Raw genomic sequence first — 20,337 nt, 5'->3', positions numbered from 1 at the left:
AGATGAATTGTCGCATGAATTAAAACATTCCATTGTGACCGTAACGATGATCTGGGCGTGGCCCGAATTTCTAGATTGCAGAGGCTTTCTGATGCAAAAATCCGACGTGCAGCTTTTCATAGGCGGTGAGTGGCGCAAGACCGTCAATACGCTTCCCATCATCAATCCGGCGGACGAGACCGAAATCGGACAGGTTGCGGTCGCAGAACGGGAGGATCTGGAAGCTGCACTTCAGGCGGCGTGGAATGGCTATCAGGTCTGGCGCAAAACTGCGCCTGCGGCCCGTGCTGCAATCATTATGAAGGCGGCGGCGCTTATGCGTGAGCGGCAGGAGGAGATCGCGCGTGCGATCACGCTGGAAAACGGGAAACCGATCACCGAAGCCCGACTTGAGGTTATTCGCGGATGTGAATTCTTTGAATGGGATGCTGGCGAGTGCATTCGTTTCTATGGCCGTGTTATTCCGAGCGCACCCGGCATTCGCTATATCGTCGTGCACGAGCCGATCGGTCCGGTCGCGGCATTTGCACCGTGGAATTTCCCGATGAGCCAGCCGGCCCGCAAGATTGCGGGCGCTCTGGCTGCCGGTTGCTCCATCATCCTGAAAGCTTCCGAGGAAACGCCAACGGCGGTGACGCACATCGCGCGCGCCTTCCAGGACGCAGGATTGCCAGCAGGCGTGTTGAATCTGGTTTTCGGCGTTCCAGCCGATATCTCGCAATTCCTCATCCCACGCCCCGAAATCCGGGCCATTGCGTTCACCGGATCGACTGTTGTTGGCAAACATCTGACCGAAATAGCTGCACGCCACATGAAACCGGCTCTGATGGAACTCGGCGGCCATGCGCCCGTGATCGTTTGCGAGGATGCTGATCCGGTCGTCGCGGGCATCGCCTCGGCGCGCCGCAAATACCGCAACTCGGGTCAGGTTTGCACATCGCCGACGCGCTTCTTCGTTCATGAAAGCCACTATGAACGGTTCACCGCGGCGTTTATCGAAACAGCGCAATCGATCCGTGTCGGCAACGGCTTGGATGAGGGGGTGCAGATGGGCCCTGTTGCCAATGATCGTCGCGTCATGGCGCTGGAAGAGCTGGTTAGCGACGCCGAGGCGAAGGGCGCAAAACTGCTTTTCGGTGGTCATCGCCTGAAGAACAATGGCTATTTCTTCCCGCCCACGGCTCTGGCTGAATTGCCGGACGATGCCCGTGCGATGTCGGAGGAGCCGTTCGGTCCGCTGGCACTGATCAATCCGGTTGCGTCTCTTGATGCGGCTATTGAGAAGGCGAATTCGCTTCCGTTCGGTCTGGCGGCGTATGGCTTCGCAAACTCAGCGGAGAATGTGGATCGTCTGATGTCGGGGCTAGAAGCGGGAAACGTCTCGATCAACACGCTTGAGGCTTCCGTTGCCGAAACACCGTTTGGGGGCGTCAAGGAAAGCGGACTTGGCCGAGAAGGCGGCGCCGAAGGACTGCATCATTATACGGTCGTAAAAAACGTCTCGCACCGTCTGGTGAGCAGTCTCTAAACGACTTGGTCCCAATCACGAGGCTTTCGCCTGTAGCAGGTCCCATAGGAGCAAACCGGCTTTAGTGCCCGTTTTCAACCGGACCTCTAGGAGCCGAGGACATCGATAACGCTGGCGAGCTGCATGTCATGTTCTCCGGCCCCCATTGTACGCCTTAGGACCTCGGAAATGGTGACAGCGGCACCGCGCGCTGCGTCGACCAGTGTGTGGCCTCGCGTAAGTTTGGCGGTCAGGAGACCGGTGAAAAGATCGCCGGTCCCGACTGGTACGATTGGCAGGCGCGGCGAGGTCAGCCGCGTACAGGTTTCCTGATCGAAGACGACATTTTCCAGCAAGCCAGCTGGCGTGTCAGCGAGATTGCAACCTGTCACGACCAGTCTTGCGCCGCGATGCGCCTGCACCTGACCGGCAGCGGCTTCAAGCGCAGACCAGGATGTTGGTTCGGTGCTTGCGACAAGCCCTAGCTCGAACTGGTTGGGGGTCAGCAGATCGGCCAGCGGAACAAGTCTCTCGATGATACATTCCACTACTGGATCGGCAACGAAGATGCCAAGATTCGCATCGCCCATTACCGGATCGCAAATATACTTTATGTCTGGATTGATCCGACGCGCGCGTTCGACGAACGCGGCGACCACATCTCCGTTTGCCTGAGAACCGAGATAGCCCGAGACTATATAGCGGCTTGTTTCAATCAGACCGCGTTCTTCAACGCCGCGCAGGAGATCGCCGACCAGTTCGGATTCGAGAACCCGCCCGCGCATGGTTTCGAAATGCGGATTGTTGGACAACAAGGTCGTGGGGACCGCAGCGACATTCAGCCCATGGGCCTGCATGGGCAGAACCGCAGCGCTGTTGCCAACATGCCCGTGCACGACCTGGCTCTGGATTGAAATGATGGAGGTGGTCATGCCGTGGATTTTCGCAATCATTTCACAGTTCCCTCGCTGACGGCCAGGTCAGTCCGTTCACGGCGCGGCAGGCGACCATTGAGAACGACATAGGCAACAAGCCCGATTATCAGTCCCCAGAAGGCTCCGCCGATGCCGAAGAGATTGATGTTCGCAGCCGAGGCCAGAAACGTGATCAACGCTGCCTCGCGGTTTGTAGGGTCAGACATGGCACCAGCCAGGCTGTTTCCAATCGTGCCCAACAGAGCCAGACCTGCGAGCGTTGTGATGAAGCTTGCCGGAAATGCCATGAAAACAGCGGCGAGCGTCACGCCGAACACGCCGACCAGCACGTAGAAGACACCGGCCGCAATACCGGCGATCCAGCGCTTTGATGAATCCTCGTGTGCTTCGGGTCCGGTCGCGATTGCCGCCGTGATTGCCGCGATGTTGAAGGCATGCGACCCGAAGGGAGCCATGATGAGCGAACCGAGACCTGTTGCGGTGACGATTGGATTAGCGCTGGTTTTGAAACCGTCATTGCGCAGAACCAGCATTCCGGGCATGTACTGTCCTGTCAGTGTGATGAGGAACAATGGTAGCGCGACAGACAGCAGGGCATTGAGAGAGAATTCGGGCATGGTGAAAACCGGAACTGCAAACTCCAGCCGCAGTCCAGACAGGTCGACCCGGTTTTGTAAAAGTAGAAAAGCCAGCCCAAGCACGAGTATGCCAACCACGGCGTAGCGGGCGGAAAACCGTTTCAAAACGACGTAGGCAACAATCAGCAGTCCGATCAGCGTGGGATCGGCTGTGGCGCCACCGAAGGCTCCGATTCCGAATTGCAGCAGAATTCCGGCCAACAGGCCTGAAGCTATGCCTGACGGTATCAGCCGAATGACTTTCTCAAAATAACCTGACACACCGAGAATAATGAAAGCCAGGGCCGAAATCATATAGGCACCGATCGCCTCGGCATAGGGTGTGGTGGCGAGCGCTGTGACAAGAAAGGCAGCGGCGGGCGTCGACCAGGCGGTGATGATCGGCTCGCGATAACGCCAACTGAGGTAGAGACCCGTCAGGCCGACGCCGATGGAGACAGACCAAACCCAGGAGGCGGTCTGCTCCGGGCTCAGTTCTGCAACTTTTGCTGCCTGAAAAACAAGAATGAAAGTACCGCCATAATTCACGATGACGGAGATCAGGCCCGCCACGATTGGATGAGTAAGATCGCTCAAGCGGATTTTTGATGTTGAAGCGCGGGATGAAACCATCCTGGGAAACCTCCTGGGAATCGAGGCGCGTGGCCGACAAGATAGCTTGACAACTAGTCGTTTAATGGCCTGATAGTTCCATCCATTTTGGCAATTAGGACCAGTCCATTTGTTCAAGCACTCCCAACTTGAAACGGTGAAGGCGTGGATCGCCCACCCCGCCCATGCGGCTATGCCGCTCCACGCCCGCATCCAGCGATCAATCCGGCAATTGATTGTCGATGGGGCGCTTGGGCCGGGAAAAGCGCTTCCGGCTTCGCGCGGTCTCGCCAGATCGTTGGGTGTGTCCCGAGACACGATCGAAGCCGCTTATACGCAACTGCACGCGGAGGGCTTCATCGACCGCCGGGTAGGCAGCGGCAGTTTTGTGGCGCAGATAACGGAGTTCACGCCCGGACGCAGTGTGTCCCAGCGCGACGCTCTTCTGCGCAATCAGGCACCCAATCTGAGCAAGCGCGGAGCGGTCATGTTTCGCAGCGGTGGCGTGCGTGAGCTGCTGACGCCGCGGCCTTTCGCTCATGGCGTTCCCGAGACCCGGAACTTCCCGCTTCCGCTTTGGGAACGTCTGGGACGGCAGGTGTTGAAGGAAGCCGGTACGCGGGCGTTGCTGCACGGGCATCCGCAGGGAACCGAGCCTTTGCGACGTGCTGTCGCCGAATATGTGAACCTGGAGCGCGGCGGTCGTGCGACTCCTGACAGGGTTCTGATCCTGACCAGCTCACAACAGGCGTTGGCTCTGTGTGCAAACATGCTGTTCGATCCCGGCGACCGCATCTTCATTGAGGACCCGGCCTATTACGGTGCACGCAAGGCGTTCGATGCTGCAGGTCTTGAATCAGTCCCGGTCAGCGTGGACGACCAGGGCATTGTGATCGAGCGGATGGCAAGCGAAACAAACAAGGCCAAGGCCGTGTTTCTCACGCCTTCGCACCAGTTTCCAACTGGTGCGACCCTGTCGCTGGATCGCCGCCTGGCGCTGATCGAATGGGCTGCCCGCCAGCAGGCATGGATTATCGAAGACGATTATGACAGCGAGTTTCATTACGCTGGAAAGCCTACAGCCTGTGTTCAAGGCCTCGACCGGCATGACCGGACAATCTATATTGGCACTTTCACCAAATCGCTCTTTCCGGGTCTGCGGATCGGCTACATGGTCTTGCCGCCGCAACTGGTCAGGCCGATGACCGTTGCGCGCACTCTGCTCGACGGGCATTCCGCACCAATTGCGCAGTTGACGCTTGCCCGGTTTATGGAGGGTGGACATTTCGGGGCATATGTCCGTGCCATGCGCAGCATCTATGCGGAACGGCGCGATGTGCTTGCGGGGTTGATCGAAAGACATCTGGCGGATTTTGTTGAGCCGCATGTATCTGCCGGAGGGTTGCAAATGTCTTGCTTGCTCACCGGTGATTTGTCGGAGCGCAATGCTGTCGCCGCTGCCCAACGTGTCGGCATTGAACTCCTTGGCTTGTCCGGGCTTTATGCTGCCGGTAATGGAAGGGCTGGCTTCCTGATGGGATTTGCGGCCTATACGCCGACAGAAATCGAGGTCGCGGTCAGAAAACTGGCAGCGGCCTTTCGGGCGACACCACATTTGCCAGCCTCATGAAACTCCCATAACTCACAAGGCTTGACCGAATTATAATTGTCAGTTGGTGCAATATTCTTTCTGAACAGCAGCCGATACCGGGATGCAATTTATGAACCTCCACACCAGAAGCACCCGATCTGACGCGCTTCCGCTCTTCATGTGGTTGCTGTTCAATCTTCTGGCGATCGGTGGCCTTATTGTCTATGAGCGTTCCGCTTTGTTGTCCGACCTTCAAACTGCAAGCTTTACGTTGCACCGTGAGGCTTCACAACGTGCCGATCAACACGATGCCCATTTGACGGCGCTTTCGACGATTGCTCAATCCAAAGTGCGAACAGCCGATCTCTCGCAGGACGATGTTTTCGTTGAAGTGGCGGCAACGGTCATTCGCTTCTATCCGCGCATAGATGAGATTCAATTGGTGCCGATGGAGCCAACTGTCCCGGTGACCGGCACCAGAAGGATGGAACCGGAACTGGCCGATGCCATACGGGCTGCGGTTCGCTTATCCCGTGGCGTTCCCGAATTGTTGGCACCGACGGCACGGCCCGGACACTATTTGATCGTAAAACGCAGCCCGAATACGGATAATCCGCGCGACGGCCTGGCACTGGCGATCGATGCTGGCAGCCTGATCACCTCTGACGACGCGTTCTGGAACCGTGAAGGCGTTGCCCGACGCATTGTCATGCCCGACGGAACCGTTCTGTTCAGCAGCCCTGTCTCCTTTGGCGAAGCGCGTTTCTCCAAAAAACTGGGCAGTGCCACACAGCCGCTTCTTTTCCAGACCGCGCTTGCCATGAAATGGACTGATCTGTTGCCTCTTGACCAATTGATCCCGCTTCTTGTCCTCGTGAATCTGCTGTTCTTTGGCGGGTTAGTCATCGTGCGCCAGACACAACGTACACGCCATGCGGAACGTCAGGCAGAACTGAGCGGCTTAGATGCCCGGCTGGCTCACGCTTCCCGTGTCAACGTGATGGGTGAAATGGCAAGCGGGATGGCGCATGAACTTACACAGCCTCTGACGGCAATTCTCGCCGGGGCGCAGGCAGGGCGCCGCTTGTTGATCCGCGCCAATACGGAGGCCGTCGCCCAAGCGCTGGAGGATATGGTGGATCAGGCGCGTCGCGCATCGGCAATTCTGGATCGGTTGCGCAATTGGTCTCGTCCGCAGCAGCGACAGACGGCACCTGCCGATTTGCGCCTGTCGCTTCAGAACGTCGAGGCCTTGCTGACGTCGGAAGCCGCTCGGCAGAATGTCAAAGTTGAGCTTGTGATGCCCGAAACACCTTTGATGGCCGCTGTTGATCCGGTGGAAATGGAGCAGGTGATGTTCAATCTTCTGCGCAACGCGATTGAATCGTTTCATGACGATGATCAAAACCGGTGGGTTAATGCATCGCTGAAAGCCGACGGGTCGGTCGCGATTCTTGAAATTGCGGACAATGGCCCCGGCGTTGCGCCTGATCTCTTGCCGCGCCTCTTCACCCCTTTTACCACCAGCCGGACGGAAGGAACCGGCCTCGGTCTGGCACTCAGCCAGCGGCTGGTGGAACGTTTTGGCGGCGAGATTTCCTATACTCCACTGGAGCGCGGCGCACTGTTTCGCGTTGTCCTCCCAATTGCCGAAGACGCGGGAAGTTAAGAGAAATGGGTCAGCCAGTCTATCTCATCGATGACGATGAAGCAGTGCGCAAGTCGCTCGGTCTTCTTTTGTCGACCATAGACATTGAAGTCAGGAGTTTTGCCGACCCTTCTGTATTTCTATCTCAGCTGCCACGACTCAAGCCGGGGTGCATGATTTTCGACATTCGTATGCCGGTCGTGACGGGTCTGAAACTTCAGGAGGTATTGTCTGAACGGGAGATTGACTGGCCCGTGATTATCATCTCTGGCCACGGAGATATCGAAGCTTGCCGTCGCGCCTTCCGAAATGGCGCGGTAGACTATCTTTCCAAGCCAGTCGACGAGCAAGATCTGATCGACGCAATCCAGAAAGCACAGCAATTGCTTGAACATCGGCTTGGCAGTAAGGCGCTGAAGGCCGAAACGCTGGCATTGCTAGATACGCTGACAGCGCGCGAACGCGAAGTGCTCGACCGTATCGCGCAAGGTTTCACTAGCCGGCAAATTGCCGACGGTCTTCAATTATCGCCCCGCACGATAGACAGCCATCGGGCGGCCATCGGGGCAAAACTGGGCACAACCTCGCAAGCAGAAATGACCCGTTTGTGGCTGGAGGTCCAGTCAAATCCGTAGAACTACCGATAAGGTCGTAAATGCTACGGATTTCGTTGAATGCTGGCGGCGACTAAATGTGCCTCATCACAAACGAGGAACGATCATGATCCGTAAACTTGCAATAATCGCTCTGTCGATGGCTCCGGCTACCGCTTTCGCTCAAACGCTTCCCACCACGCCTTATCTGCCGCTTGATCTCGCAACCAAGGCTGCACAGGTAGCGCTGGATGCCTGCATTGCCAAGGGCAATAATGTAAGCGTCGCCGTCGTGGCTCGAGATGGATCGACCAAGGTTCTGCTCAAGGCCGATCTTTCTGGCCCACACACCGGCAATAGCGCAGAAGGAAAAGCGTTCACGTCGGCAGCTCTGGGTCGCAATTCCGGTGAAATTGCAGATTTTATCGCGTCGAAACCAGCCAATAATGGCATGCGGGACATGGATTCTCGCTTTGTGATCCAGGCGGGCGGACTACCGATCAAGATCGGCGACGCGCTGGTGGGCGGGATCGGCGTCGGCGGTGCGCCATCCGGTGCTACCGATGCGGAGTGCGCCCTTGCCGGTCTTCAGGCTATCGAAGCAAAATAAGAAAGACAGTCGGGACTGGGTATTGTTCAGTCCCGACCCATTTTCATGACATCTTGCCTCTTCGATCTGTATTGTTCTCGTGCGCCTCAAAAACCGACTGAATCTGGCGATCTGATTCATCGGAGGCCGTCTCTATCCGGTGTTCGGTTATCAGTTCACTGATTATCGTCAGAAATCGCATCAGCGTTGGCGACGTGTCACCGGCGCGATAGGTGGCATATAAAGGGATTTCAGGCGGTGAGGGATGAATTGGTTTGAAAACGACTTCCGGCTGGGCCAGCTGCCGCATGCTGGCGGGCAACAGGGCGACGCCGATGTTGGCGCCCACAAGGCTCAGAAGCGATTGCACCTCGACAACCTGCTGGCGAATTCTCGGCGTGAATCCGGCTTTGACACAACACTGATAGAGAAAATCTGCAAATCTCGACTGCTGAAGGCCAAACATTACGAACGGCTGATCTTTCAGTTGCATCAAGGAGACGCTGTTCTGGCTGGCGAGAGGATGTGACTGTGGCATGGCTACCATGAGAGCTTCCTGCATGATGATCTCTCGGTGCAGGCCGTCCTGATGCGGCGGCATGCGAAAAAGACAAACATCAATGCGCCGCTCAAGCAGTCCCTGTATCTGGAGCGCTGGTGTTAATTCGTGGAGTTGCCAGTCGACATCTGGATAACGGCTCGTGAAGATGTCGAGTGCTTTGGGGATGATGCCGACCAGCGAAGAACTGATTACGCCAATGTCCAGTCGACCGATGGCGCCTGCGGCCGTCATACGGGTCGTGACAACAGCCTTTTCCAACTGCTGGAAGATCAGCGGAACCTGCTCCTTCAAAGCCAGTCCCGCTACAGTCAGTTCGACATTGTGATGGCTGCGTTTGAACAGCACGACGTCGAGACGATCCTCCAGTTGTCTGATCTGCTGACTGAGAGGAGGCTGCGACATGTTCAAACGGACTGCGGCGCGACCGAAATGGAGTTCTTCCGCGACGACCAGGAAATAACGCAGTGTTCGCAGATCAAAAGGTTTCAGGTGATTGTAGGCCATATCGAAAATCTTTCACCGAGCGAAGCAAACAATATTGTACGACCCAAAGGACGAGGGGCGATAGTCCTTGAGAATACGAAACTCTGTTGTCGAATACGGCTTGCTGGCGGCCTCACTCACGACTACCCGCGAATATGAATAATCGCAACGCATCTTGATTTCATTACCCTGTTGCATTTATGGGGTCCGTGTCAGGTGTGGGGATGAAGATCTGGAGATTTTCAAGGGATGCTGACCGGTAATTCCTTGCCCATTCACTCAAGACTGTGCGGCTTCCCATTTTCGAGGTTTAAGTGTTCGATATCATTCTCATTTTCGCTGTTCTCAGCGTGACCATGCTGTTTGACTGGACCAGACAGTCTTCAAAGTGATCGCTTGCAGCAATCCACGTCTCAGAAGAGTTACAGTCGGCCTTTGGGTCGGCTTTTCTATTGTGCGCGGTGCTCCTGATCGGAGCGATAGGTTTCTGGGCTGAACCAGACCATATCGAAATCGTCTCACAATGCACTGAAAGCGATATTGTACGTCTTACCATCAATGCGGCGATAGTGGGCAGTGACGAAAATCACTGCTGTCGGAAAATAAGCCTGCCGTCGTCTGGCGAACGGTTGCTGCACCAAAGGGGGACGCAGTTGGTTTTCTCGAGGATCGGTCCTTAACGACCGGGAAAAGGAGACCAATCAATGATCATCGATACCAGTTGCTATCCGACCAATCTGGTCGATCTGGCCTGGCAGCATGATGGCGATCCGTTCAGCGGTGAGCGCCTGATTCAAATGATGGACGGCCCCTATACGATCAACGGCAAACCACGTCGCATCGACAAGGCGTTCATCCAGCCGCCGCAGGGCAATACTATCTATACATGGACGGATGGAGAGCTGGACGGGCGCCAGTCCATCGATGCCTATATGGCCTATACGCTTGAAATGGTTCAAAAATACCCAGACCGCTTCATTGGCTGTTTCGTTTATAATCCGCGTTGCGGCGTACAGAACGGGGTCGAGGCCATTGAGCGCTATGTGAAGGAACATGGCTTCCGCATGGTCCAACTGCAAGCCAACATGCATGCATATCGGCCTGACCGTGCCAAGGACTGGCTGCGCCCTGCGCTCGACAAATGCCGGGAACTGGGTGTGCTCGTCAAGCTGCATACCGGTGATGGACCCTACAGTATTCCGACGGAGTGGATTCCGCTCATCAAGGAATATCCGGATATCAATTTCATCATGGCGCATTTCGGTGTGCAGACCGGAGGGGTCTACTGTTTTGAGCCTTTCCAATGGGCAATGGAGTATCCGAACGTGTTCTGCGAAAGCAGTTGGTGTCTGCAGTCGCGCATCGTTGAATTTGCCAAGGATTTGCCGACGCACAAGATCCTTTACGGTTCAGACACGCCGCCTAACGAACCGGGTATGTGGCTGAACCTGCTCGAAGTGCTGTGCCACGAACCGCCGCAAGGGATGAATCTCGACGAGGATACGCTTGAAGATTATCTCGGCAACAACCTCGCCCGTATGTTGGGCATGGAGCCGACACCTCCGCCTGCCACCTATCAGGATGCAGTCGCAGAACTTGAACGTCATGGCATCGAAAACAAGCACTACCTGGCGACCCTTGCTTAGTTCAGCGGAGAATCCACATGATTATCGATACCCATCTGCATCCTACCAATCTGGTCGATGAGGCCTGGCGCCATACCGGTGAGCCGTTTACCGGCGAACGTATGCTCAAGCTTATGGACGGTCCGTATATGATTAACGGCAAGCCACGCCGGATCGATATGGGCTTCATTCAGCCGCCACCCGGCAATACAGGCTACCGCGATGGCAACCGCCGCGGACGCGACGGCATTCGTGACTACATGTCCTATGTCGCCGAACTTTGCCAGAAATATCCAGACCGCTTCATCGGCAACTTCAACTACAATCCTCGGTGGGGTCCGGAAAACGGCGCTGCGGAACTGGAATTCCATGTCAAGGAATATGGCTTCAAGATGCTGAAGCTGCATTCCAACATGCATGGCTATCGCCCGGACCGCGCATTGGAATGGTTGCGGCCTGCCATGAAGAAATGTGCGGAGCTGGGCGTCGTCGTGCTCATCCATACGGGCGACGGTCCCTATTCGATCCCCACGCAGTTCTATCCCATCATTCGTGAATTTCCGATGGTCAATTTCATCATCGGTCATTTCGGGATACAGACGGGCGGAAACTACTCGTTCGAAGCATTCTGGATGGCGATGGATACGCCGAATGTCTATTGCGAATCCGGCTGGTGCTTCCAGTCGCGCATTGTGGAGTTTGCAAAGCAGTTGCCCCCGAACAAGATCGTGTTCGGTACGGATTCGCCACCGAACAATCCCGGCATGTGGCTACGCGAACTGGAGGTTCTGTGTTCGCCAGAGCCACAGGGCATGAACCTTAGCGAAGACATTCTTGAGGATTATCTGGGCAACAACATAGCCCGCCTTATCGGTCTCGAACCGACCAAGCCTCCCAAGGATCTGGCGGAAGCGGAGAAGCGTCTCAAGGCCACCTACGTCTGAGGCACCGTGCGGGGTGCTCCTGCGCACTCCGCACATTTCAGGAAATGACATCGGGAGAAGTCATGAACGAGTTGCATTCAGTCACCAAGACGGGATCACAGGATTTTCAGAGTTTCGCGAACGTCTATCGGCAACTTTACCCCGATGACGTGGTTCATATCCGCGAACCCCTGCAGGACGGTCGCGATGTCACAGCACTGGTGGCGAGGCTGGCAGAAAAGGGCAAGACGCCCATGCTGGTCTGCGATCAGGTTCAGGGTAGCGAGGTGCCGCTGGTCACGAATGTGTTTGCATCGCGCGAACGGATCGCACGCATTTTCGGAACACCTGTTTGCGAGCTTCATGGCGAGTATCAGAAACGCGCTAATGCTCCGATCGAGCCTGAATATGTCGCCGATGGTCCGGTGATGGAACAGGTCGATGAAAGCAAGGACGTAGATCTCGAAAACCTTCCGATGATCCGGCATTTCGAGAGTGATCGCGGTCCCTACATCACAAATGCTATCATCGTTGCGAGTGATCCTGAAACTGGTATTGCCAATCTCAGCTATCACAGGTCGATGCGGCACTCACAGTCGGCACTTGCAACGAGCCTGCATTCGCGCGGTCATCTATGGCGGATGCACCAAACGGCACGCGAAAACGGTCGGCCGCTGCCGGTGGCGATGGTGATTGGTGCGCATCCGCTTTTCATGCTGGCTGCTTCTGCGCGGCTGCCATTCGGTGCAGATGAGCGTGCTGTTGCTGGCGGACTGATGCGTGAGCCGTTACGTCTGGTCAGGACGCCGCGCTACGCTATCGGTGTCCCGGCGGCGGCAGAATATGTACTGGAGGGACATCTCGATCCGCATGCACATGTTGAGGAAGGGCCGTTCGGTGAGTTCTCGGGATATTCTTCGGATAGGTCGACCAATACGCTGTTTCACGTAACGGCTATCATGCGTCGTCGGTCGCCTTGGCTGGTCGACGTCGTGGGCGGCGCGACAGACGAGCATCTCAACCTTGCCCGCCTGCCGCGGGAAGCCGAAATGTTTGAAAAGCTGAAGGCGCGGTTCCCCTCAGTGACGCGGCTGCACTATCCCACCTCTGGAACGCATTTCCACTGCTATGTGGCGCTGAAGCAAACTCGCCCCGGCGAGGCGCGCCAAGTCATGATGGGTCTTCTTGGTTGGGATCCCTACCTGAAAACTGTCATTGCCGTCGATGACGATATAGACGTTACGCAGGACAGTCAGGTGCTCTGGGCTCTGGCTACACATTTCCAACCGCATCGTGATCTTTTCACGATCGACGGTCTTCCCGGCAGTCCGCTCGATCCATCGTCAAGCTCTGACGGTACGACATCGCGGCTGGCGCTTGATGCGACGCGAAGCCCTGATTTTCACGGCATTCGCGCCGTGATCGGCGATGACGCGCTGGCACGTGCGCACGATCTTCTCGGCGATCTGGCCGGAATAAGACCAACAGGAACGCCATCATGAATGCCGTCTCTCCACGCCCACACGACTATCGTCCGCGCATGGTGGTTGGTATCAGCGGTGCGTCAGGCTTCGTGTACGGTTTCCGCCTTCTCGAAATTCTACAGCGGCTTCAGATCGAAACGCATGTCGTGGTTAGCCGGTCGGCGCTTTTGACGATGACACACGAGACCGACTACAAGCTCGCCGATATTCGCGAGTTGGCAAGTCATCTCTACAAAGCCGACGATATGGCCGCCAGCATTTCCAGCGGATCCTTCAGAACCATGGGCATGGTTGTGGCGCCGTGCTCAATGAAAACGCTTGCGGAAATTGCGCATAGTCTCTCGGGGAGCCTGATCAGTCGGGCGGCCGACGTCACACTGAAGGAGCGGCGAAAACTGGTGCTGTTGGCCCGGGAAACGCCGCTGACGCAGACGCATATTGCCAACATGCTGACGGTCACCCAGATGGGCGCCATTGTGACGCCCCCTGTTCCCGCCTTTTATGCCAGACCCGCAAATATCGCGGAGATGGTCGATCACACGGTTGGCCGGGTTCTGGATCTTTTCGATCTGGAGACGGGTGGCGTGCGGCGATGGCTCAAAATGCCCTGACAATGACAATCCAAGGGAGAAAAATGATGTTGAAGACAGTCAAGGACAAGATTCCCGTCACGGTGCTCACCGGCTTTCTCGGTTCCGGCAAAACGACCTTGCTGAACTACATTTTGAAGGAAAATCACGGCATGAAGATCGCCGTGATCGAGAACGAATTCGGAGAGATCGGCATTGATGGCGATCTGGTTGTTGGCAGCACGGAAGAAATCTTCGAAATGACCAATGGCTGCGTTTGTTGTGTGGCCGAGGCACGTGATGATCTGCTGCGGGTTATACGTCAGCTTCTAGAGAGGCCGGAACGTCTTGATCATATCATTATTGAGACGAGCGGACTTGCCGATCCCTATCCGGTTGCACAGACTTTCTTCCTCGACGATCCGATCCGCAATGAAACCAATCTCGATGGCGTCATCACGCTGGTTGACGTGAAACATATTCGCCAGCATCTGGACGATATCCATCTGGATGGCATCGACAATCAGGCGGTCGATCAGATTGTCTGTGCAGACCGTATCGTGCTGAACAAGGTGGACCTGGCACAGGACGCAGATATCGCCGATGTAAGCAGGCGCATCCGCCAGATCAACGAAACTGCGGATATCGTGTTGTCGAGCTATGCGCAAATCGACCTGACCAAAATTCTGGGACTGGCTGCCTTCGATCGCAATCGCAAGATGGCCGCCGAGATCGATTTCGACTGGCACGTGCACAATCATAATCGCCACAGGCATGATGGTCACGTTCATGATGGGGATCATGGTCGTGATCACCCATGGCTCGGGGACGCCAGTCATACCCATGACGCATCGGTCACGTCCGTCGGTATCGAGCTTCCGGGGAATATGGACCCGCAGAAAATTTCGCGATGGGTGCAGGAACTCAAGCGACAGAACAACGAGAATCTGTTTCGAATGAAAGGCATCTTTTCCGTTCAGGACGATGACTATTGCTATGTCCTGCACGGCGTCCACAACGAGATCGAATTCCGCCCCAATCATCCATGGGCAGGGGACGAACGCTCGAACAGGATGATTTTCATCGGGCGCAATCTCGACCGGGCTTCGCTGCAAGCCCGAATGGAAGCGTGTCGAGCATAAAAGGCCCGTATCGACCGGCTTCGGAGCCGGGAGTTTATCTGCTGCATCGCCCGATGCGGGATGATTTCCGAAGCTGGTTTGATGGAATAGGTGAAAAACGTCGAGACAAGACGTCACGAAAGGAACGGCCACAAGTCGTTGGAAATTGACTCAACAAGGGGAACAACGATGATATCTGCAATACATCCAGTTGATGAAATATTGCCTGCCAAGAAGACACTCACGCTGGCGTTGCAGCACGTTGCAGTGTCGTATGTGGGATCGGTCGCAGTACCGCTGATTATCGCCAATGCGCTCGGCTTCAGTTCTGAGGAAACCATCATCCTGATCAGTGCGACCTTCTTCTGCTCAGGTATCGCGACACTGCTGCAAACAATAGGATTTTGGCGTTTCGGCGTCCGTCTTCCGATCATGAACGGTGTAGCCTTTTCCAGTGTCTCGGCAATTATTGCCATTGGCTCCATGCCGGGTGTCGGGATCGCGGGCATTTGCGGTGCCGTGATTGCAGGCGGCATCTTCATTATGCTGATCGCGCCGATTACCGGGCATCTGCGCCGCTTCTTTCCACCTGTCGTCACGGGCTGCATCGTCACCGCCATTGGCGTGCAGCTTCTGCCGGAAGCCTATCAATGGGCAGGCGGCGGACGTGGCCAGTCCGATTTTGGCGACCCTGCTTTTCTTGGCGTGGCGCTGCTGGTGCTGATTGTCATCCTTGCGTTCAACAGGTTTGGATCGCCACTCCTGAAAAATCTGGCTGTACTTTTCGGTATGGGTGCAGGCGCTCTGGTCGCCTTTCTTCTGGGGATGGGCAATCTCAACCCGGTAGAAGCTGCCCCTTGGGTAACCGTGCCGACGCCGTTCCATTTCGGGCTGCCGACTTTCGCCATCTTGCCATTCATGACGATTGTGATCGTGATGATCGTCCAGACAGTAGAATCCATGGGGCTGTTCATTTCGATCGGTGAGATCGTCGACAAGGATGTAAAGCCGGAGCAGGTAGCCGATGGTGTGCGCGCCAATGGTCTTGCCAGTGCGGTTGCGGGCGTCTTCGCGGGCTTTCCCTTCATCGCTCATATGGAGAATGTCGGCCTCGTCATTCTGAGCGGCGTGCGCAGCCGCTGGGTTGTTGCGCTCTGCGGCCTCATGCTGTGCGTTATCGCCTTCTTTCCAAAGTTCGGCGCGGTCCTTGCAGCGGTGCCTGCACCGGCACTCGGAGGTGCAGCGGTAGCGATGTTCGGTATCGTTGCTGCGGCTGGCATCCAGTCGCTGTCCAAGGTCGATTACGCGAATAATCAGTACAATATCCTGATCGTCGCGTTGACGCTGGCCATCGCTTTCATTCCGATCATGTCGCCGAATCTATTCCAGCAGCTGCCGGACTGGACGCAGTCGATCCTGCATTCGAGCGTTGTAGTGGCTTGCGTGGTTTCCGTTACGCTTAATCTCGTTCTCAACGGATTGGGCGACAGCAACCTGGTTCATGGCAGTCATCTGGCCGAAGCTAAGTCCCAGACCAGCGGAGGCTGATCCTAATCTGCGGAGCCGGGTAGAGAGCCCGGCTTGCCGCCAAAGGTTCGTATCCGCCCGCTATGGAGGCTGCGGAATACATGCCTGCGGGACGGCTTCGTTTTACTTTTTCAGCTCCATTCACATAGTGAGGTTCAAGATGGATAATCTGTACCAGCAATCCAACGTGCCGTGCCGCTGCCTTGTCCGGGGAGGTTTGGTTGCTGTCAGCGCCCGCGATGTCCGGCAGGCCGACATGTTGATTTCGGAGAAGGGCATCATCCTGGATATTGCACCCGACATCGAACCCGAAGGTGATATGCGGCTTATCGATGCGGCAGGATGCATTGTTTCGCCGGGTTTGGTGGACATGCACCAGCATCTTGATAAGACTGGAGTATTGCGTTTCGCACCCAACCCATCCGGCACGTTGCAGGGGGCACGTGATGCTTTCGCGAAATACGCGCGGCAGGCCCCACCTGACGACATTTTCAAGCGGGCGTCCCGAACCATTGAGCGTTGTCTTAGCCGTGGTACTCTGGCTATCCGAAGTCATGTGAATGTGGACAAGGATGCTGGTTTTAATGGCATAGAAGCTCTGGCGAAATTACGATCTGGTTGGGTCGACCGGGTGAAGCTGCAGCTCGTGGCCTTCATGATCCCGCATCCCGGACAGGACCTCGACTGGCTGGAAGCCAATATTGATCGCGCGGTTGCGCTGGCTGATGCCGTCGGGGGCACGCCCGCCGTGGCAGAAGACCCGGAGCGTTATCTCGATATTCTGTTCGCCGCCGCTGCACGGCACGGGCGTCCGGTCGACCTGCATCTCGATGAACATCTCAACCCGCAACGCCCACTTTTCAATGCTGTTTTCGAGCGGGTCCGCCGCTATGGGCTGGAGGCCCGTACCGTGCTCAGCCATGCTTCGGTTCTTAGCGCGATGGATCGGAGGGATTTCGAAGCAATCCTGGAACATATCATTGTGTTGAAACTCGGCGTTGTCACGTTGCCAGCGGCCAATCTTTATCTTCAGGGACGCGATTGTGACAAGCTGCCACCGCGCGGGCTGACGCGGGTGGCAGAGATCGTGCGTGCCGGTGTGCCTATTGCCACAGCATCCGACAATATCGAAGATCCATTCGTTCCGACCGGCTCTGGCGACATGCTGGAAATCGCACGCTGGACCCTGCTTGCAGGACATCTAAAGGGCGACGAACTGGCCACTGCCTATGCGATGATTACCGCAATTCCTGCAAAACTTATGGGTGTCAACGATTATGGCTTGCATCGGGGCGCACGGGCTGATTTTCTGCTGGCCAAAGCCGAAAGCATCGACAGCTTCGTGGCCGGCGGAACACCGCATTTGCGTGTTTTCTCCAGTGGAACGCTTGTATCGGAGACGCAAGTCGCCACGGTGACTGCGGCGAAGGCGCAATCCGTCATGCGCGAACCGGCCTGAGACGTCGCGCGTCTCCGGACAAAGCGAGAGGGGCACAATGGCCGGGGAATCGACAAAGCGGCTGACAGCGTTCGGCATGGTTATCCTGCGCGAAGTGATCAGCGTCTACTGGACGCTGATCAAGATCATGCTGCCGGTGATGGTTCTGACACAGCTTGTAATCGAGATGGGCTTGATCAAAGCCATCTCACCTGCCTTCGCTCCCGTCATGCAGGTCGTGGGGCTGCCTCCGGAGGCCGGCTTCGTTTGGGCGATGAACCTTTTGGTTGGCGTATGGAGCGGGGCAGTGGTGATGTTCACCGTCTTGCCGGTTGACACACTCACATCGGCACAGGTGACGATCCTCGGATCGCTGTTCCTTTTTGCCCATGCTCTTCCTATCGAACAGCGCATCGTGCAAAAGGCCGGTCCGCGTTTGATTGTCTCGACACTGATCCGGCTTGGCGGCGGGCTTGTCTTCGCGTGGGGGATCAAGCTGATTTCCAGTCATACCGGCTGGCTGGCGGAACCGGCGGCGCCGAGCTGGGTGCCGGGCCACTATGATTCTAGCTGGAGCAGCTTCGTCGCCGATACGGCGTCTACACTGGTCTGGATATTTGTTGTTCTGCTTGGTCTGGTGGCGGTGTTGAGAACGATGGATGCGCTCGATGTGACGCACTTCCTAAACCTGCTTCTTTCACCCTTGTTACGCATGCTCGGCATATCGAAGGATGCCGCTCCGCTTACTGTTGTGGGGCTGGTGCTGGGGCTATCCTATGGCGGTGGCCTCATCATTCGTGAAGCGCAGCGCGGACACATCCAGCCTCGGGACGTCTTTCTCGCGTCGAGCTTCATGGGACTCTGCCACAGTCTGATCGAAGATACGCTGATCGTGGTGGCTCTCGGTGCGGATATCTATGTGGTCCTGTTCGGCAGGCTGATTTTCTCCGTTCTGCTGGTTGGGATATTTGCCAGATTTTTGCGCGGAACTGGTGATGCGTTCTTCTTCCGCTTCCTTTATCGAGATACTCTGTGCGGCAAATCCCGATCACAATACGGACAGGTTATCGAACAATCATCGGATTCTTGAGTGGCGCCTGCAAAAGCGGTGTCCTTGCCGCGACAGATGCTGGTTGGAGGATGATTGCCTTGGCGTCCCGTGCAAGTGAAAGGATGGCTTACTGCGCCCTCTGACACGTGTCACTCACTTCCATAGCCGATTGGGTCTATGTAGGTCACGAGAGAAAGGATGTTGGATCTCGTCTCTACCTTGCAGAAGAACAATCAAATATCAGGCCGCGTGGATCAGGGATGAAGGCTGATCCAGTACGAGCCTTCAAAGGGGACGGCAGCAAAACGCTTGTTAATTTCTGCCAGTGTTGCTTCAGGATTGATGTCTGCGAACATTTCCGGTCTCAGCCAGACGGCGAAGGCTTCGGCGGCCAGAATATTCAGGGGGACGGCATTAAAGAAGTTCCACAATCCATGCACGCGCTTATCGTGCACAGCCTTCAAGCCGACCCGAAAAGGATTTTTCAAGGCGTTTGACAGAGTGCTGCGCGCTTCCTGCTCGCTGACGCCTGGCCCAATCGAAAAGCCGCTATACTTGCCTCCCGGCGACGAGGTGGCGATGTAAACCTGCGGGTCGGCAGCAACGATAAACTCGCTGCTGATCACGGCCCCCTGTGGCGGTCCGTCCGCAGCGATATTTCGGCTGCCGGTCAGTGTGATGAACTCGCCCATGCTGCTTTGTCCGTAGGCGTAGCAGCATTGGTCGGCATTGGGAAAGGCTTCAAGCAACACCGTCGGCCCGGCATCGTTCTTCGCCACCCGATCGCGAATTCGGGCAATGCGTTCGTCATAGAAATCCGCAAAGGCGTTGGCTTGTTCTTCGCGGTTGAGTACCTTACCCAGCAGACGCATGTTCTTCGACGTGTTTTCGAGTGCATGGTTGCCGAAATCGACGACGATAACCGGTATACCCATTTTCTCGAGATAGGCGATTGCCTGCACACCCTCATCATTGCGCATCTGCCAGTCTGAAAGGATGGCCAGGTCGGCTTTGACAGAAACGATCTTCTCGACCGAAACTGTCATGCCGTCACCGATGATTGGCAGCTTGTCAATTTCCGGGAAGCGCCCTTCAAAACCAGCGTAGATTTCCGGGTTGTCTCCCTTGAGATCGTCTGCCCAACCGGCCAATAGGCTGACGGGATCGGGATGGATAAGTGACAATGCAATCAGATTGAAGCCGCTGCCAAGCAATACGGACTTCGGTTGGGCTGCAATGGTAACGTCCCGGCCAAGCGCGTCCTTGACATGAATGGGATAGGTTACATCTGCACTAGCGCTTCTACCAACGGCTAGCCAGATTACTGTCAGGCAAATAAAAAGACGGATCATTTCGTTACTTTCTGGAGCGGTTCCAGGCACAGCGGAGCCGCTGGAACTGCTCTAAGTATTTGTTTCGTCTCATTATCCTACGCAAAACCGCTTCGCACTTTTGCTGGAAC

At 56.1% G+C, this 20,337-nt stretch carries 17 protein-coding genes; 13 read left to right on the top strand and 4 right to left on the bottom strand.

From position 1 onward, the window contains the following. Positions 1-91 precede the first annotated feature (91 nt). Positions 92-1,528 (top strand): NAD-dependent succinate-semialdehyde dehydrogenase, encoded by a 1,437-nt coding sequence (locus FJQ48_RS19365; RefSeq protein ID WP_139976553.1) that lies wholly within the window; start codon positions 92-94, stop codon positions 1,526-1,528. 86 nt (positions 1,529-1,614) lie between these two features. On the opposite strand, the gene pdxY is transcribed toward FJQ48_RS19365, so the two are convergent. Continuing rightward, positions 1,615-2,460 (bottom strand): pyridoxal kinase, encoded by an 846-nt coding sequence (gene pdxY, locus FJQ48_RS19360; RefSeq protein WP_139976552.1) that lies wholly within the window; start codon positions 2,458-2,460, stop codon positions 1,615-1,617. Next, positions 2,457-3,692 (bottom strand): benzoate/H(+) symporter BenE family transporter, encoded by a 1,236-nt coding sequence (locus FJQ48_RS19355; protein WP_139976551.1) that lies wholly within the window; start codon positions 3,690-3,692, stop codon positions 2,457-2,459. The genes pdxY and FJQ48_RS19355 overlap by 4 nt, the downstream gene beginning before the upstream one ends. A gap of 109 nt (positions 3,693-3,801) precedes the next feature. On the opposite strand from FJQ48_RS19355, the gene FJQ48_RS19350 reads away from it, so the two are divergent. The 4 genes from FJQ48_RS19350 (at position 3,802) to FJQ48_RS19335 (ending at position 8,113) form a co-directional block, all read left to right on the top strand. Further along, a complete protein-coding gene (locus tag FJQ48_RS19350) occupies positions 3,802-5,301 on the top strand; it encodes a PLP-dependent aminotransferase family protein (protein WP_139976550.1) in 1,500 nt (499 codons plus the stop codon). Positions 5,302-5,392: 91 nt separating this feature from the next. Beyond that, the gene (locus FJQ48_RS19345) at positions 5,393-6,931 is read left to right on the top strand and encodes an ATP-binding protein (RefSeq protein ID WP_139976549.1); all 1,539 of its coding nucleotides are present in this window, start codon (positions 5,393-5,395) and stop codon (positions 6,929-6,931) included. Positions 6,932-6,936: 5 nt separating this feature from the next. Further along, a complete protein-coding gene (locus tag FJQ48_RS19340) occupies positions 6,937-7,545 on the top strand; it encodes a response regulator (RefSeq protein WP_139976548.1) in 609 nt (202 codons plus the stop codon). A gap of 85 nt (positions 7,546-7,630) precedes the next feature. Then, positions 7,631-8,113 (top strand): heme-binding protein, encoded by a 483-nt coding sequence (locus FJQ48_RS19335; protein ID WP_139976547.1) that lies wholly within the window; start codon positions 7,631-7,633, stop codon positions 8,111-8,113. 43 nt (positions 8,114-8,156) lie between these two features. Here the strand turns inward: FJQ48_RS19335 and FJQ48_RS19330 are convergent, their stop codons facing one another. Then, the gene (locus FJQ48_RS19330) at positions 8,157-9,158 is read right to left on the bottom strand and encodes a LysR substrate-binding domain-containing protein (RefSeq protein ID WP_139976546.1); all 1,002 of its coding nucleotides are present in this window, start codon (positions 9,156-9,158) and stop codon (positions 8,157-8,159) included. 683 nt (positions 9,159-9,841) lie between these two features. On the opposite strand from FJQ48_RS19330, the gene FJQ48_RS19325 reads away from it, so the two are divergent. From FJQ48_RS19325 to FJQ48_RS19290, 8 genes are all read left to right on the top strand, one after another. Beyond that, positions 9,842-10,783 (top strand): amidohydrolase family protein, encoded by a 942-nt coding sequence (locus tag FJQ48_RS19325; protein WP_061347578.1) that lies wholly within the window; start codon positions 9,842-9,844, stop codon positions 10,781-10,783. Positions 10,784-10,800: 17 nt separating this feature from the next. Further along, entirely contained in the window at positions 10,801-11,706 is a 906-nt protein-coding gene (locus FJQ48_RS19320) for an amidohydrolase family protein (protein ID WP_139976545.1), read from the top strand. A gap of 62 nt (positions 11,707-11,768) precedes the next feature. Beyond that, on the top strand, positions 11,769-13,187 hold the full coding sequence (locus FJQ48_RS19315) for a UbiD family decarboxylase (protein ID WP_139976544.1): 1,419 nt from the start codon (positions 11,769-11,771) through the stop codon (positions 13,185-13,187). Beyond that, positions 13,184-13,780 (top strand): UbiX family flavin prenyltransferase, encoded by a 597-nt coding sequence (locus tag FJQ48_RS19310; protein ID WP_139976543.1) that lies wholly within the window; start codon positions 13,184-13,186, stop codon positions 13,778-13,780. The genes FJQ48_RS19315 and FJQ48_RS19310 overlap by 4 nt, the downstream gene beginning before the upstream one ends. A gap of 26 nt (positions 13,781-13,806) precedes the next feature. Next, positions 13,807-14,880 carry a GTP-binding protein gene (locus FJQ48_RS19305; RefSeq protein WP_139976767.1) on the top strand — a complete coding sequence of 358 codons (1,074 nt, stop codon included), beginning with the start codon at positions 13,807-13,809 and terminating at the stop codon, positions 14,878-14,880. 168 nt (positions 14,881-15,048) lie between these two features. Continuing rightward, positions 15,049-16,407 (top strand): nucleobase:cation symporter-2 family protein, encoded by a 1,359-nt coding sequence (locus FJQ48_RS19300; protein WP_139976542.1) that lies wholly within the window; start codon positions 15,049-15,051, stop codon positions 16,405-16,407. A gap of 298 nt (positions 16,408-16,705) precedes the next feature. Continuing rightward, positions 16,706-17,845 carry an amidohydrolase family protein gene (locus tag FJQ48_RS19295; RefSeq protein WP_247870428.1) on the top strand — a complete coding sequence of 380 codons (1,140 nt, stop codon included), beginning with the start codon at positions 16,706-16,708 and terminating at the stop codon, positions 17,843-17,845. Positions 17,846-17,882: 37 nt separating this feature from the next. Next, the gene (locus tag FJQ48_RS19290; RefSeq protein WP_139976540.1) at positions 17,883-18,914 is read left to right on the top strand and encodes a nucleoside recognition protein; all 1,032 of its coding nucleotides are present in this window, start codon (positions 17,883-17,885) and stop codon (positions 18,912-18,914) included. A 215-nt stretch (positions 18,915-19,129) separates the two neighbouring features. Here the strand turns inward: FJQ48_RS19290 and FJQ48_RS19285 are convergent, their stop codons facing one another. Next, on the bottom strand, positions 19,130-20,227 hold the full coding sequence (locus tag FJQ48_RS19285; RefSeq protein ID WP_139976539.1) for an ABC transporter substrate-binding protein: 1,098 nt from the start codon (positions 20,225-20,227) through the stop codon (positions 19,130-19,132). Positions 20,228-20,337: the final 110 nt, after the last annotated feature.

It is taken from the genome of Ochrobactrum sp. CGA5, assembly GCF_006345815.1.
Classification (GTDB): domain Bacteria; phylum Pseudomonadota; class Alphaproteobacteria; order Rhizobiales; family Rhizobiaceae; genus Brucella.
Note: the sequence above shows the minus strand (reverse complement) of the source record. Positions and strands in the feature narration are given on the sequence as shown.

Coding starts and splice junctions, on each gene's coding strand:
- FJQ48_RS19365 (WP_139976553.1), top strand. CDS start 92: ATGCAAAAATCCGACGTGCAGCTTTTCATAGGCGGTGAGTGGCGCAAG.
- pdxY (WP_139976552.1), bottom strand. CDS start 2,460: ATGATTGCGAAAATCCACGGCATGACCACCTCCATCATTTCAATCCAG.
- FJQ48_RS19355 (WP_139976551.1), bottom strand. CDS start 3,692: ATGGTTTCATCCCGCGCTTCAACATCAAAAATCCGCTTGAGCGATCTT.
- FJQ48_RS19345 (WP_139976549.1), top strand. CDS start 5,393: ATGAACCTCCACACCAGAAGCACCCGATCTGACGCGCTTCCGCTCTTC.
- FJQ48_RS19340 (WP_139976548.1), top strand. CDS start 6,937: ATGGGTCAGCCAGTCTATCTCATCGATGACGATGAAGCAGTGCGCAAG.
- FJQ48_RS19335 (WP_139976547.1), top strand. CDS start 7,631: ATGATCCGTAAACTTGCAATAATCGCTCTGTCGATGGCTCCGGCTACC.
- FJQ48_RS19330 (WP_139976546.1), bottom strand. CDS start 9,158: ATGGCCTACAATCACCTGAAACCTTTTGATCTGCGAACACTGCGTTAT.
- FJQ48_RS19325 (WP_061347578.1), top strand. CDS start 9,842: ATGATCATCGATACCAGTTGCTATCCGACCAATCTGGTCGATCTGGCC.
- FJQ48_RS19320 (WP_139976545.1), top strand. CDS start 10,801: ATGATTATCGATACCCATCTGCATCCTACCAATCTGGTCGATGAGGCC.
- FJQ48_RS19315 (WP_139976544.1), top strand. CDS start 11,769: ATGAACGAGTTGCATTCAGTCACCAAGACGGGATCACAGGATTTTCAG.
- FJQ48_RS19310 (WP_139976543.1), top strand. CDS start 13,184: ATGAATGCCGTCTCTCCACGCCCACACGACTATCGTCCGCGCATGGTG.
- FJQ48_RS19305 (WP_139976767.1), top strand. CDS start 13,807: ATGTTGAAGACAGTCAAGGACAAGATTCCCGTCACGGTGCTCACCGGC.
- FJQ48_RS19300 (WP_139976542.1), top strand. CDS start 15,049: ATGATATCTGCAATACATCCAGTTGATGAAATATTGCCTGCCAAGAAG.
- FJQ48_RS19295 (WP_247870428.1), top strand. CDS start 16,706: ATGCGGCTTATCGATGCGGCAGGATGCATTGTTTCGCCGGGTTTGGTG.
- FJQ48_RS19290 (WP_139976540.1), top strand. CDS start 17,883: ATGGCCGGGGAATCGACAAAGCGGCTGACAGCGTTCGGCATGGTTATC.
- FJQ48_RS19285 (WP_139976539.1), bottom strand. CDS start 20,227: ATGATCCGTCTTTTTATTTGCCTGACAGTAATCTGGCTAGCCGTTGGT.